The sequence below is a fragment of the Pseudomonas capsici genome (genome assembly GCF_017165765.1).
GTDB classification, from domain to species: domain Bacteria; phylum Pseudomonadota; class Gammaproteobacteria; order Pseudomonadales; family Pseudomonadaceae; genus Aquipseudomonas; species Aquipseudomonas capsici.
Genome location: NZ_JAFGZD010000015.1, coordinates 19880 through 34072 on the forward strand (window position 1 = coordinate 19880; position 14193 = coordinate 34072).

Annotated in this window: 13 protein-coding genes; 7 read left to right on the forward strand and 6 right to left on the reverse strand. The window is 58.7% G+C overall.

What is annotated here, in order from left to right; genetic code table 11:
* Positions 1-25: 25 nt before the first annotated feature.
* The 3 genes from JSY17_RS18240 to JSY17_RS18250 all read right to left on the reverse strand — a co-directional run bounded on the left by JSY17_RS18240 (position 26) and on the right by JSY17_RS18250 (position 3383).
* A complete protein-coding gene (locus JSY17_RS18240; RefSeq protein WP_206402729.1) occupies positions 26-991 on the reverse strand; it encodes a sulfonate ABC transporter substrate-binding protein in 966 nt (321 codons plus the stop codon).
* A 203-nt stretch (positions 992-1194) separates the two neighbouring features.
* Positions 1195-1833: a peroxiredoxin gene (locus JSY17_RS18245; protein WP_117183173.1), complete on the reverse strand. Its 639-nt coding sequence runs from the start codon at positions 1831-1833 to the stop codon at positions 1195-1197.
* A gap of 167 nt (positions 1834-2000) precedes the next feature.
* Positions 2001-3383 carry an OprD family porin gene (locus JSY17_RS18250; protein WP_117183172.1) on the reverse strand — a complete coding sequence of 461 codons (1383 nt, stop codon included), beginning with the start codon at positions 3381-3383 and terminating at the stop codon, positions 2001-2003.
* 466 nt (positions 3384-3849) lie between these two features.
* Here JSY17_RS18250 and JSY17_RS18255 point away from each other — a divergent pair, with 466 nt between their 5' ends.
* From JSY17_RS18255 to tauC, 4 genes are all read left to right on the forward strand, one after another.
* Positions 3850-4737, forward strand: coding sequence for an aliphatic sulfonate ABC transporter substrate-binding protein (locus JSY17_RS18255; RefSeq protein ID WP_404823359.1), 888 nt, complete (start codon positions 3850-3852; stop codon positions 4735-4737).
* Between the two features lie 247 nt (positions 4738-4984).
* Positions 4985-5962, forward strand: a complete 978-nt coding sequence (gene tauA, locus JSY17_RS18260) for a taurine ABC transporter substrate-binding protein (RefSeq protein ID WP_117183170.1) — start codon at positions 4985-4987, stop codon at positions 5960-5962.
* Between the two features lie 29 nt (positions 5963-5991).
* Complete coding sequence (gene tauB / locus JSY17_RS18265) at positions 5992-6783, forward strand: taurine ABC transporter ATP-binding subunit (RefSeq protein ID WP_122370587.1); 792 nt, start codon at positions 5992-5994, stop codon at positions 6781-6783.
* Positions 6780-7619, forward strand: a complete 840-nt coding sequence (tauC, locus tag JSY17_RS18270) for a taurine ABC transporter permease TauC (RefSeq protein WP_200979479.1) — start codon at positions 6780-6782, stop codon at positions 7617-7619. Before tauB ends, tauC begins: the two co-directional genes overlap by 4 nt.
* Positions 7620-7878: 259 nt before the next feature.
* Here the strand turns inward: tauC and JSY17_RS18275 are convergent, their stop codons facing one another.
* A complete protein-coding gene (locus JSY17_RS18275) occupies positions 7879-8319 on the reverse strand; it encodes a hypothetical protein (RefSeq protein WP_117167513.1) in 441 nt (146 codons plus the stop codon).
* Here JSY17_RS18275 and trmL point away from each other — a divergent pair.
* Positions 8318-8773, forward strand: coding sequence for a tRNA (uridine(34)/cytosine(34)/5-carboxymethylaminomethyluridine(34)-2'-O)-methyltransferase TrmL (gene trmL, locus JSY17_RS18280; RefSeq protein WP_117183167.1), 456 nt, complete (start codon positions 8318-8320; stop codon positions 8771-8773). The genes JSY17_RS18275 and trmL overlap by 2 nt on opposite strands.
* A gap of 55 nt (positions 8774-8828) precedes the next feature.
* Here the strand turns inward: trmL and JSY17_RS18285 are convergent, their stop codons facing one another.
* Positions 8829-10142, reverse strand: coding sequence for an ATP-binding protein (locus JSY17_RS18285; protein ID WP_117167511.1), 1314 nt, complete (start codon positions 10140-10142; stop codon positions 8829-8831).
* A gap of 159 nt (positions 10143-10301) precedes the next feature.
* Complete coding sequence (ompR, locus tag JSY17_RS18290) at positions 10302-11042, reverse strand: osmolarity response regulator transcription factor OmpR (protein ID WP_117167510.1); 741 nt, start codon at positions 11040-11042, stop codon at positions 10302-10304.
* A 301-nt stretch (positions 11043-11343) separates the two neighbouring features.
* Between ompR and JSY17_RS18295 the strand changes: the two genes are divergently transcribed.
* Positions 11344-13665 carry a Tex family protein gene (locus JSY17_RS18295; protein ID WP_206402725.1) on the forward strand — a complete coding sequence of 774 codons (2322 nt, stop codon included), beginning with the start codon at positions 11344-11346 and terminating at the stop codon, positions 13663-13665.
* Complete coding sequence (locus JSY17_RS18300; RefSeq protein WP_206402722.1) at positions 13665-14048, forward strand: PaaI family thioesterase; 384 nt, start codon at positions 13665-13667, stop codon at positions 14046-14048. Before JSY17_RS18295 ends, JSY17_RS18300 begins: the two co-directional genes overlap by 1 nt.
* Positions 14049-14193 lie beyond the last annotated feature (145 nt).

A 14193-nucleotide genomic window follows, 5' to 3' on the forward strand; every position in this document is an offset into this window, starting at 1 on the left:
GTTGTCTCCTCGAAAGGCCTGCCAATCACTGTGCTTTCGCTACAGCAGCGGGAGGTGTCCAGATCACGTCGGCAATGCGCAGTGGCTTGGGAATCAGCTTGAGCTGATAGAAGGTGTCAGCGATTTTCTGCTGGGCATCGACGACCTGAGGTGTGATGAACAGTGCGCCGTAGCCCTGACGTTTCAGCGACGTCAGGGTAATGTCGGCAGGCAGGCCCAGCAGCGGTGCAACCTGTTTGGTCACTTCCTCGGGGTGAGCCTTGGACCACTCGCCCACGGCACGAATCTCTTCGACAAGGGCCTCGATCACTTTCGGATTCTTCTGGGCGTAAGGCTTGGTCGCCAGATAGAACTGATGGTTATCCGCGATGCCGGAGCCGTCCCTCAGGGTCCGCGCCTGCAATTGCTGCTCGGCGGCAGCCTGATAAGGGTCCCAGATGACCCAGGCATCGACACTGCCACGCTCGAAAGCGGCACGCGCATCGGCCGGTGGCAGGAACACGGTCTGGATATCGGTGTATTTCAACCCGGCATCTTCCAGCGCGCGCACCAGCAGGTAGTGAACGTTGGAACCCTTGTTGAGGGCGACCTTCTTGCCCTTGAGTTCCTTGACCGACGTGATCGGTGAATCCTTGGGTACCAGAATCGCTTCACTGGTAGGCGCTGGCGGCTCATAGGCCACGTAAAGCAGATCGGCACCGGCAGCCTGAGCGAAGACCGGAGGCGTCTCGCCCGTCACGCCAAAATCGATGGAGCCGACATTCAGGCCTTCCAGCAGTTGAGGGCCGCCCGGGAATTCGGTCCACTGCACTTTCACACCTTGCTCGGCCAGACGCTTCTCGAGGGAGCCTTTGGCTTTCAGCACCACCAGGGTGCCGTACTTCTGATAACCGATCCGAAGGTCTTCAGCCTGAGCCTGGGTAATGGCTCCCAGAGCGACTGCTGCGCTAAACAGAGCGGCCAGGCCTCGACGCAAGATGAGAGTGCGCATGGGGCGCTCCTTTGCTGGGTATTGAGTAGTCATGAGGCGAAAACCGCCGCGATGGAGTGACATTAACAGCAGTTTTTTATATCCATAAATCTTATTTATTCATTTGGTTATTCCTTAAATGAATATAAGAATTTATGACTTTCCCGCCCATAAAAAAGGGCCGATAAATCGGCCCGAATAACCCCACTCGATGAAGCTGTAAATCAACGGTTCGGCTGTGGCGTCAGACGCAGGTAAGGCGTGACGGCCTTGTAGCCTTTCGGGAAACGCTCCTTGATCTCGGCTTCGTCCTTGATCGACGGCACGATCACCACATCATCGCCATCCACCCAGTTGGCTGGCGTGGCGACCTTGTAGTTGTCGGTCAATTGCAGAGAGTCGATGACCCGCAGGATCTCGTTGAAGTTGCGCCCGGTGCTGGCTGGGTAAGTGATGGTCAGGCGTACTTTCTTGTTCGGATCGATCACGAACAGAGAGCGCACGGTCAGGGTATCGCTGGCATTGGGGTGGATCAGGTCGTACAGGTCGGACACCTTGCGATCGGCATCGGCCAGGATCGGGAAATTGACCCGGGTGTTTTGGGTGGTGTTGATGTCGTCGATCCATTTGACATGGGAATCGACCGGGTCCACCGACAGCGCAATCGCCTTGACGCCGCGCTTGGCGAACTCGTCTTTCAATTTGGCAGTGAACCCCAACTCGGTGGTGCAGACTGGCGTGAAATCCGCCGGGTGGGAAAACAACACACCCCAGCTATTGCCCAGCCATTCATGGAAGCGGATACGGCCCTCACTGGAGTCCTGTTCAAAGTCAGGGGCGATATCGCCAAGTCGCAGTGTCATGGTGTTGCTCCTTTCGATCGGGTATTCGTTGAGGTATAGATCTACTGTGCACCGCCCGCTAAAAAATTAAAAAGAATGGATATCGATTTGGTTAGGCCTGAAAGGAATATCAAATTCCGGGCAAAAAGAACCCCGCCGAAGCGGGGTTCCTTTTCAACTGACCGGGCTTATTTGAAAGCGTAGGTGTAGTTGAAGATCAGACGAGTCTGGTCGGCGTTGCTGGCCTGGTTCAGACCTTCATCCGCACGGTAGGTACCGTGACGCAGAGTAGTACCGAAACCTTTCAACGGGCCGCTCTGGACTACGTAGTCGATACGCATGTCGCGTTCCCACTCGGAGTACTCATGACCAACAGAGTTACGGTTGACGACGCCGCCAGTGGTAAAGGCAGCGCCTTTGATGTCATCACCACGCAGATAGGCAATCGCAGCCTTCAGACCTGGAACACCGACCTTGGCGAAATCATACGAGTACTGACCGAAAGTGGTTTTTTCACCAGCACGGTTGAACTGGTTGATCATCGAGTCAGTGAACAGGTAGAAGCTGGAGCCACCGTTACCTTCTGGACGGCCACGGCCATCGACAACGTTACCCTGGTTCAGGTTGACAAAACCACCGTCGCCACCGACTTCCTGGTATCCGGCCAGGAATGCATGACCACCCAAGGTGTAGGTGAACATGGCAGACCAGGTCTTGTTGTCGACTTCGCCAGCATTTTTGGCATAGCCGTTGTTGTTGTTGAAACTGTAACCCGCTACGTTCTTGCCGTTGTTGCCATCAGCACTGCTGTCGAAATAGCGCAAGTCAGTCTTGAAGGACTGGTCAGGAGCGATTTGATAAACGTGTACCAGACCCAGGAAGTTCTGCTTGTAGAAATCTTCCAGGTTAGCGAAGTAGTACTGCAGAGTCAGGTCTTTGGTGACTTTCCAGTCGCCACCGGCGAAACGGAATTCATTGCTGTCGCGAGTAGCGCCGTTAACGGACAGGCCGGTGAAGTTGCTGGAAGCACGACCAGCAGAACCGGTCAGTTGGCCGCCAGTCAGGGTGAAGTTGTCCAGATCTTTGGAAGTAATCATGCCGCCTTCAAAGACCTGAGGCAGCAAACGACCGTCGTTGGAAACCAGGATTGGCAGGTTTGGCGACAAAGCGTTACCGACTTTCAGTTCGGTTTTCGAGATACGCACCTTGGCGTTGGCACCACCGCGGCTCCAGGAACTGACCGAATCACCGTCAGTATCCATCGGGAAGAAGGTGTTTTGAGTAGTAGCGGTCTTGTTCTTGATACCACCGCCCAGATGGACACCCACCAGAGCCTGAACATCCAGACCGAAGCCAACAGTGCCTTCGGTGAAACCCGAGATGTAGTCGAATTTCAGACCGGTAGCGGTTTCACGCTGGTCGGTAACGTTACGGCCTTCACGCAGGTCGTTGTTGAAGTACATGGTACGGGAACTGATGGTCGCCTTGCTGTCTTCAATGAAACCTGCTGCGCCGGCCTGCTGGGCCAATACACCAAATGTTACGGCCAGGGCCAGGGTGGACTTCTTCATTGCTACGCTCCTCGTGAATCTAATTTTTTTAATCCATGGTGCCGAGCAAGGCTCTGACCCATGTATTCGCGTTAAACGCCAGACCCGACCAGAGGTCAATGGTTACTGCGCGCTTCGAGACTCAAATGACTAGACCGCGTGTGTCACTGGTGCAAGGTAGTGAAAATCCGATAAATCCAAAAGCAGTTATTCACAACCCCTTTAGACCGATTTGATATATGTCACAACACATGTCAACCGCGACGCCAAGGAGTGTATCCATCAAATAAGCTAATTCCCAAAAAATATTTTTCGACCATTCGTCAGATCGTTTAGTTTTCAGCTACCGGACCACCGGATCTCGACTCTCCAGTCACGAAATCCCAACCGGAAAGCCCAAAAAATGACGACAAAAAATATTAAAAAACAAACACTTAATCATCTATTAGCAGCAATTGTGACAATTGCCACCACCTTGACACTTTCCATGCCAGCGGACGCAAAAGAAACTTTGCGAATCGGCTTTCAGAAGTCCTCAACGCTCATTTCGGTGCTCAAAAGCCAGGGTACGCTGGAGCGTGAGCTGAACAAAAAAGGCATTTCGGTGTCGTGGCATGAGTTTCCCAGCGGCCTGCCTTTGCTCGAATCCCTCAACGTGGGCAATGTCGACCTGAGCGCCGATGTCGCCGATACGGTTCCGGTTTTTGCTCAGGCGGCAGGTGCGCGGCTCACCTACTTCGCTCAGGAAGCCTCCTCTCCCTCTGCCCAGGCGATTGTCGTGCGCAGCGATTCGGCGTTCAAAACCCTCGCCGACCTCAAGGGCAGGAAAATCGCAGTCACCAAGGCCGCTGGCAGCCATTACTTGTTGATTGCCGCCCTGAACAAGGCCGGTTTGAAGTTCACCGACATCGAACCCGCCTACCTCACACCCGCCGATGGCCGCGCCGCGTTCGAGAACGGCAAGGTGGATGCCTGGGTGACCTGGGAACCCTTCCTCAGCAGCGTCCAGCGCCAGTTGCCTACTCGTACCCTGGCCGATGGCAGCGGTCTGGCCAGCTACAAACGCTATTACCTGACCACCACGCCTTACGCCAACAGTCACCCGGAAGTGCTCAAGGTGGTATTCGCCGAGCTCAAAAAGACCGGCGAATGGGTCAAGGCTCATCCGAACGAAGCGGCAAGAATCCTGAGCCCGCTGTGGGGCAACCTGGACGTCGCCACCGTAGAGGCAGCCAATGAGCGTCGCAGCTATGCGGTGCAAGCCGTTCAAGCCAGCCAGCTCGACGAGCAACAGAGCATTGCCGATGCGTTCCTGGCAGCGGGGTTATTGCCCAAGGCCGTGGATGCCAAGGATGTGCAGGTCTGGAAGCCTTGAAGTCGTAATGCGCCGGTGTAGGAGCGCGCTTGCCCTGGGCGGCACTCCGACGATCGGCTGCGCAGCAGTCGTAGATTTTGCGAGCGCTTCGCACTCGATCGCGGGCAAGCGCGCTCCTACTACAGTCAGGAAAAGTCTCGTTTTCAGCTCATAAGCTAATTCAAAAAAGTTATTTATTTCTGAATTCTTAGATCATTTACGCTCCGTAGCCAGCCAGTCCCCGGCCCGCCTGATACGGAGCATCACCATGAAACTGCACTTCTCCCTGCGCCTTCTGGCGGCCTTGTCGCTGACAGGCGCATCTTTCCTGACCCAGGCCGCCGACTTCACTGTCGCTTACCAGACCACCGTCGATCCCGCCAAGGTTGCCCAGGCCGACAACGCCTATGAGAACGCCACCCACTCGAAAATCGAATGGCGCAAGTTCGAGAACGGCGCAGACGTCATCACCGCCATCGCGTCCGGCGATGTGCAGATCGGTTATCTCGGTTCCAGCCCGCTGACTGCCGCAGCCACTCGCAAGCTGCCAGTGGAAACCTTTCTGATCGCGACCCAGATCGGGGCCGCGGAAGCGCTGGTGGCCCGCAATGGCTCGGGCATTGAGAAGCCACAGGATCTGGTCGGCAAGAAAGTCGCCGTGCCCTTCGTTTCCACAGGCCATTACAGCCTGCTGGCCGCGCTCAAGCACTGGAACATCGATCCGGCCAAGGTCACCATCGTGAATCTGGCACCGCCCGCCATTGCTGCAGCCTGGAAGCGCGGCGATATCGATGCCACCTACGTCTGGGACCCGGCACTGGGCGTTGCCAAGGAAACCGGCAAGGTGCTGATCACCTCCGGCGAACTGGCCAAGGTCGGCGCACCGACCTTCGATGCCTGGATCGTGCGCAAAGACTTCGCGGCCAAGAACCCGCAACTGGTCAGCGCCTTCGCCAAGGTGACCCTGGATGCCTACGCCAGCTACCGCCAGGACCCCGCTGCCTGGATCGCCAATAGCAGCAATATCGACAAGCTGAGCAAGCTGTCCGGCGCCAAGACCACTGACATTCCGGCGCTGCTGCAAGGCAACGTTTACCCCTTGGCGGCCGACCAGAAAACATTGCTGGGCGCACCGACCATCGAAGCCATCACCAAGACCGCTGCCTTTCTGAAAGAACAGGGCAAGGTCGATGCGGTGCTGCCGGATTACTCGGCCTACACCAGTGCCAGTTTCATTCCTCAATAACCCATCAGACAGAGAATGAGGCAAACCCCATGGCTCTATTGCAGCTGGAGCGCATAAGCGCACAGTACCCCGGTGCGGCAAAGCCCGTACTGGCGGACATCAACCTGAGCCTGGGGCCGCAGCAACTGCTGGTCGCCCTTGGCCCGTCCGGCAGTGGCAAAACCTCATTGCTCAATCTGATTGCAGGCTTCGTCCGGCCCAGCGCCGGCCGCATCACCCTCGACGGCATTGCTGTAGAAGGTCCGGGCGCAGATCGCGGCGTGGTGTTTCAGGACGATGCGCTGTTGCCCTGGCAGGACGTGCTGGCCAATGTGGCCTTTGGCCTGGAACTGGCCGGGGTCCCGCGCCCGGAGCGCGAAGCGAAAGCCCGGGAGATGCTGGCACTGGTGGATCTGGCCGGCTTCGAGCAGCGCCGCATCTGGCAATTGTCGGGCGGACAGAAACAGCGCGTCGGCCTGGCCCGCGCACTGGCAGCCGATCCACGGGTGTTATTGATGGACGAGCCTTTCGGTGCGTTGGACGCCTTCACCCGCGAGCAGATGCAGGAGCTGTTGCTGCAAGTCTGGAGACGCACCGCCAAACCGGTGTTCCTGATTACCCACGATATCGAAGAGGCGGTATTCCTGGCCACCGACCTGATCCTGCTGGCTCCCGATCCCGGTCATATTGCCGAACGCCTGCAACTGGACTTCGGGCAACGCTACAGTGCCGGAGAGTCGGCACGGGCAATCAAATCAGACCCGCGCTTTATCGAAACCCGCGAACATGTCCTGGCCAGTGTCTTTTCCCAACGCAACCTCGCACGGGAGCAGCGCGCATGAGCAGCTACGAACTGGAGAGCCCGGCCAAGACAGGCACAGGAAAAACAACCCGTGCTGCGCTGCAATTGAAGCTGAGCACCCGCGCCATCAGCATCCTGACGCTATCGGTCCTGCTGGGCCTGTGGTGGGCAGTGACCGCTGCCCAGTGGATCGAGCCGCTGTTCCTGCCGCCGCCTTCCGACGTTCTGCAGAAAGGCTGGCTGCTGCTGACCACAGGCTATATGGACTCGAATCTCTGGCAGCATCTGGGTGCCAGCCTGCAACGTATCGGCCTGGCCTTGGGAGCGGCGATTCTCAGCGCCATTCCGGTAGGTATCGCCATTGGCCACAACCGTATCGCCCGCGGCATCTTCGACCCGCTGATCGAGTTCTACCGGCCCATTCCACCGCTGGCTTATCTGCCGCTGATTGTCATCTGGTGCGGAATCGGTGAGTTTTCCAAGGTTTTGCTGATCTATCTGGCCATTTTCGCGCCCATCGCCATTGCCACGGCAACCGGTGTACGCACCGTGGACCCAGCCAGACTGCGAGCCGCGCAATCGCTGGGCGCTACCCGCAGGCAACTGATCCGCCATGTAATCCTGCCCAGCGCCTTGCCGGACATTCTCACGGGCATAAGGATCGGGCTGGGGGTCGGCTGGTCGACCCTGGTGGCAGCCGAGCTGATCGCGGCCACCAGTGGCTTGGGCTTCATGGTTCAGTCAGCCGCGCAGTTCCTGGTCACGGATATTGTGATCCTGGGGATTCTGGTAATTGCCGTGATCGCCTTCGCCATGGAGCTGGGCTTGCGGGCGCTGCAACGCAAACTGGTGCCGTGGCACGGTCAGAATCACTGACGAACGCCGCAATTAGCGCACAACCTTCATGAAGCGCACCATTCTGGTGCTTTATTGAAGCCGGAGCATTGCCGAGAAAGTCACTTCGCCTGAATCGAAAAGCGTTCTACTCTTCCTCAAAAGCCCTTTCACACAAGGGTTTGAGACAGGAAACAAGGGCAAGACACAAAAATCCTCAAAACTGGCACGCGCCCTGCATTAGGTTATACATCACCAGTTTTGGGGACCTTGGTACAGGCAGGCCGGGGATTCCCCTCTTTTATTGCTCCCGGAGACTGACCTCCAGTCTCCAGCGCCCGTCCACTTCTGCAGCGCTCCAGTCGCCATGCAGAGGACGGGCCGCCAGCAGGGTCAGCACCAGATCCTTCCCGTTTCGCTCAAGCTTCCAGCGCGCAACCTTGTTGTCGATGCGCAACTGACCATTCCATGGCCGCCCCCACGACTCGAAACGCAGGACGACTGTTCCGTCGACATGATCGCCCTGAATCTGCGGCTGCTCGTTGAACCAGAGCGCCAGCCCCGTAGGCAATTCCTCGATCTGCTCCAGTTCCAGAGGTGCAGGTTGCTGCAGACGGCCAATGATCATCCCGATGGTAAAGCCGACAATCGCCATCGAACCAAGAACTCTTGGCCATAGCTTCGGCCTGGGGTCCTCTTCGGGGGTAGAATGCATCCCGTCCCTTCGTTCGGAGCCGTGCATGTTTCACGTCATCCTTTTTCAACCAGAAATTCCGCCGAATACCGGCAATGTGATCAGGCTATGCGCCAACAGTGGCTGCACCCTGCATTTGATCGAGCCCCTGGGCTTTGAGCTGGACGACAAGCGCCTGCGCAGGGCCGGCCTCGATTATCACGAGTATGCCACGCTGCAAACCCATGCCGACCTGCCCACGTGTCTGGAAAAGATCGGTAACCCGCGGCTGTTCGCCTTTACGACCAAAGGCTCGCGCCCGTTCCACGACGTCAGCTTCGAGAAGGGCGATGCCTTCCTGTTCGGCCCCGAAAGTCGTGGCCTGCCAGCCGATATTCTCGACTCGCTGACCAGCGAACAGAGACTGCGCCTCCCCATGCGCGAAGGCTGCCGCAGCCTGAACCTGTCCAACACCGTGGCCGTCGCCGTTTATGAGGCCTGGCGTCAGCACGACTTTGCCTGAAAGCCCTTACAGGCAGGAGTGAATTCATTCGCGAATGAATTCGCTCCTGCGCAGATCAGACTGCATCCCTTGGCAGCATCAAGCCCAGCGGCAAGCGCACCCTGGCTTCCAGCCCGCCACCTGAACGGTTTCTCAACTCGACATTGCCGCCATGCATGGCGGCGATCCGCTTGACGATGGCCAGCCCCAGGCCGGTGCCTTTGCCGCTGCGGGCACGGTCGCCCCGGATGAACGGGTTGAAGATGATGTCCAGCTCGGAAGGATCGATACCGGCCCCACGGTCCAGCACGCTCAGCACGACATAAGGCGCGTTGGTATCGCCGGACACATAGGCCGCGACCTCGATGCCGTTGCCGGCGTGGTGCATGGCATTGCCGATCAGGTTGGTCAGCAGGCGCTTCATGGAAACCCGGCGCAGCGGGAAAGGCGGAATCGGCTCAAGACACAGGCGGATATGCTCATCCGGGTGATTGAACGGCGCGACCACTTCACGCACCAGATCACTGAGGTCGACTTCTTCGATTTCCTCGTCGCGACCGTCGCGAATAAAAGCCAGGAACTGGTCGAGAATGGCGTCCATATCCTCGATATCCCGGACCATGCCTTCGGTGAACTCGTTCTCGTCGCTCATCAGTTCCAGCGACAGACGCAAACGGGTCAGGGGGGTGCGCAGGTCATGGGAAACACCTGCCAGCATCAATTCCCGCTCCTGCCCGGCCTGCTCGACGTCCTCGGCCATCTGGTTGAAAGCGCGGTAAACCTCGGTCATTTCACTGGGCGTATCGCTGACCGGCAACCTCACACTGCGCCCCTGCCCCAACTGGCGAGCGGCAAACACCAGACGCTTGAGGGGCTGGTTGAGCTGACGCACGAAAATCCACGCCGATGCGGTGGATAACAGACCGATGGCCAGGAACCAGCCCAGCACGTTCCAGATCTTCTGGCCGCGAAGCGGATGCGGATACAGCGGCACTTTCAGCCAGCCATCCCCCAGGCTCGGTGCACGAACCCAGAGGGCCGGAGGCGCATGGACGCGCAGCCGCACTTCGGTATCGGCACCCAGTTCGGCCTGCATCTGGCGCTGATAGATTTCGCTGTAAGGCCAGTGCTGCTCGCCCTCCGGCACGCCGCCGCCCACCACACGAATCAGGCCGGCAGCTTCGGCAATCGCTTCACGATCGTTCTCGTTCGCAGCCCAGTAGGCACGCAGAGTCAGGGCGACACCATGGCTGTACTGCCTGTCGACCAGTACGTCTTCGTTCATCAACAGATAGACGAGCGTCAGCGCCTTGGAAAACAGCACGACAATGAGCACCAGCCAGAGGGTGCGGGAGAAAAAGCTTTGCGGAAACCAGAGCGGAGTCTTCATAACTGCAGCTATACACTTTGCAGGGCGAGCCAGGCTCGCAAATTTGCCGATCGTGGCCCAGTCCATGGTACGAACGTGAAAACCAAAACGTCGATAACCCGTTCAGGCTATCGACGCATGTGGCAAGGACTTCGGTGCTCTGCGCTGGCAAGCGACCTGTCAGCGGTTTCCGGTTCCATCCGGAACGAACACATAACCCACGCCCCAGACTGTCTGGATATAGCGCGGCTTGGACGGATCGGGCTCGATAAGGCGGCGCAGACGGGAAATCTGCACGTCGATGGAGCGCTCCAGAGCATCCCACTCGCGGCCACGGGCCAGATTCATCAGCTTGTCGCGGGTCAGCGGCTCGCGAGCATGCATGACCAGCGCCTTGAGTACCGCAAACTCACCGGTGGTGAGCATGTGCACTTCATCGCCGCGCTTGAGTTCGCGGGTCGCCAGGGACAATACGTAGTCACCGAAGCTGACCGACTCGTCTTCGCTGCCAGGCGCACCGGGCACCGGCGCGGCCTGACGACGCAGGACCGCCTTGACGCGGGCCATCAGCTCGTCCGGGTTGAAAGGCTTGGCCAGATAATCGTCTGCACCCAGCTCCAGCCCCTTGATACGGCTCTGCTCATCGCCCTTGGCAGTGAGCATGATGATCGGCACCTGATTGTTGGCTGCACGCAAACGACGGCAAGCAGACAGGCCGTCTTCTCCGGGCAACATCAAGTCCAGAACCACGAGGTTGAAAACCTCACGGGACAGTAAACGGTCCATTTGTTCGACGTTTGCCACCGCGCGGGCACGATAGCCCTTGCTGGTGAAAAAACGCTCTAACAGGCTGCTCAACCCCGGATCGTCATCGACGATCAGGATTTTTTCGCCTTCAGCATTTGGTGCAGTGCTGCTCATCGGATGCTCCTTTGATCTCGGGGCGCATTATGGCGTAGCTGCGGTGATGCGCACCGTGTGCATTGTTAGCAGATTTTACTGGAGCCTACATAAATGAGTGCTTCTACAGCATCCAAACTGCTCGCATTATCCGGCCAATCCCATAATTGGACCTGGCCGGGTATACTGCGCGGCCCTCAAAGTCGGGCAGTGCCTGACTATGGCGGTTCGCCGGCATTGTGACAAGGCTGGCGAGCGACGGGCAGGCAAGACAGTTTTTTGTACAGAATCCAGTTTTTTGCTCACAACTCCAGGTGGTCTTATGGACAGCATCAACAGCCGCATCGCCGAAGAACTGGGCGTGCGCCCTCAACAGGTCGCAGCGGCCGTGGAACTATTGGATGAAGGTTCGACCGTTCCCTTCATTGCCCGCTATCGCAAGGAAGTGACCGGCAGCCTCGATGACACGCAACTGCGCCATCTGGAAGAGCGCCTGCGCTACCTGCGCGAGCTCGACGAGCGCCGCGTCAGCATCCTTGCCAGCATCGAAGAGCAAGGCAAGCTGACCCCGGAACTGGCCCGTGACATCAACCTTGCCGACACCAAGACCCGCCTCGAAGACTTGTACCTGCCTTATAAGCAGAAGCGCCGCACCAAAGGCCAGATCGCACTTGAAGCGGGCCTGGGCGAACTGGCGGACGGTCTGTTCAACGATCCGTCCCTGACCCCGGAAACCGAAGCCGCACGCTTCGTCGATGCCGAAAAAGGCGTGGCCGACGTAAAGGCTGCGCTGGAAGGCGCCAAGTACATCCTCATGGAGCGCTTCGCCGAAGACGCCACCCTGCTGGACAAACTGCGCAGCTTCCTGATGCAGGAAGCCGTGATCAGCGCCCGCGTAGTACCGGGCAAGGAAGAAGAAGGCGCCAAGTTCCGCGACTATTTCGAGCACGACGAACCGCTCAAGAGCATGCCGTCGCACCGCGCCCTGGCGATTTTCCGTGGCCGTAACGAAGGCTTCCTCAGCTCGGCACTGAAAGTCGGCGAAGAACTGCCGGGCACCCTGCACCCGTGCGAACTGATGATCGGCGAGCGCTTCGGCCTGCCGAACCAGAACCGTCCGGCCGACAAGTGGCTGGCCGAAGTCGTGCGCTGGACCTGGAAGGTCAAGCTCTACAGCCATCTGGAAACCGATCTGCTGGGCGAACTGCGCGACAAGGCGGAAACCGAAGCGATCAACGTATTCGCCCACAACCTGCACGACCTGCTGCTGGCCGCTCCGGCCGGTCCGCGTGCCACTCTGGGCCTGGACCCCGGCCTGCGCACAGGCTGCAAGGTCGCGGTGGTCGATGCCACCGGCAAGCTGCTCGACCACGCCACCGTCTACCCGCACGTCCCTAAAAACCAGTGGGATCAGACCATCGCCGTACTGGCTGCACTCTGCGCCAAGCATTCGGTGGACCTGATCGCCATCGGCAACGGCACCGCCAGCCGCGAAACCGACAAGCTGGCCGCCGAACTGATCAAGAAATATCCAGGCCTGAAAATGACCAAGGTCATGGTGTCCGAGGCGGGCGCTTCGGTGTACTCGGCTTCCGAGCTGGCCGCCAAGGAATTCCCGGACCTGGACGTGTCGATCCGTGGTGCCGTCTCCATTGCCCGTCGCCTGCAGGACCCGCTGGCCGAACTGGTGAAGATCGATCCGAAATCCATCGGTGTCGGCCAGTACCAGCACGACGTCTCGCAACTGAAGCTGGCCCGCGGCCTGGATGCGGTGGTCGAAGACTGCGTGAACGCCGTCGGCGTCGACGTGAACACGGCTTCGGTGGCCCTGCTGGCGCGTATTTCCGGCCTCAATACCACGTTGGCGCAGAACATCGTTGCCCACCGCGATGCCAACGGTGCCTTCAAGACCCGCGCCGCGCTGAAAAAAGTCAGCCGTCTGGGTGAAAAGACCTTTGAGCAGGCTGCCGGCTTCCTGCGCGTCATGAATGGCGAAAACCCGCTGGACTCGTCTGCCGTTCACCCGGAAGCCTACCCGCTGGTACAACGCATCGCGGCTGAAACCGACCGCGACATTCGCTCCCTGATCGGCGACGCCAGCTTCCTCAAGCGTCTGGACCCGAAGAAGTTCACCGACGAAACCTTCGGTCTGCCCACCGTCACCGACATCCTGCAAGAGCTGGAAAAACCGGGTCGCGACCCGCGTCCGGAGTTCAAGACCGCCGAGTTCCAGGATGGCGTCGAAGACCTCAAGGACCTGCAACTGGGCATGATCCTCGAAGGTGTGGTCACCAACGTCACCAACTTCGGTGCCTTCGTCGATATCGGCGTGCATCAGGACGGTCTGGTGCATATCTCGGCGCTGTCCGAGAAGTTCATCAAGGACCCGCGTGAAGCGGTCAAGGCCGGCGACGTGGTGAAGGTCAAGGTCATGGAAGTCGACATCCCGCGCAAGCGCGTCGGTCTGTCGATGCGCATGAGCGACACCCCGGGCGAGAAGATCGACGGTGCCCGTGGTCCGCGTCCGGGTTCCGCCCCGCGCCAGCAAGGCAGTGCGCCTCGCAAGGAAACCACCGCCGCAGCTCCGGCCAATAACGCCATGGCTTCGCTGTTCGCCAATGCCAAACAGTTGAAGAAGCGTTGATGGATATTCCGCAAGACCTGACCCACAGCGCCTACTTCAAGATGCTCGGCTGCCAGCTGCGGCGTCTTGGTAAAGGCGTCGCCGAAGTCGCGTTACCCCTGGAGGCGCATCTGCGCAACCGGGGCAACGCGATGCACGGCGGGGCGATCTTCAGTCTGGTGGATATCGCCATGGGGCTGGCCTGTTCCAGCTCCCATGGTTTCGACCAGCGCAGCGTCACCATCGAATGCAAGATCAACTATGTACGCGGCGTGTCCGAAGGCGAGGTTTCATGCATCGCCAAGGTACTTCACGCCGGACGCCGCACACTGGTCGTCGAAGCCGAAGTGGTCCAGGACGATAAACTGGTCGCCAAGGCGCAAGGCACCTTCGCTGTCATCTAAACTTTTACGAAAGTGTGATGGAAGCAATCACTTGCTAGCTCTATAGAACCGATTTGGGGTAATTTCGGCACCATTAGCGTGGTGTCGAACCCATTTTTTGGTCATACGACAAAGAGCCGTGATCGTGAGCAGGCGTTAAAGACCC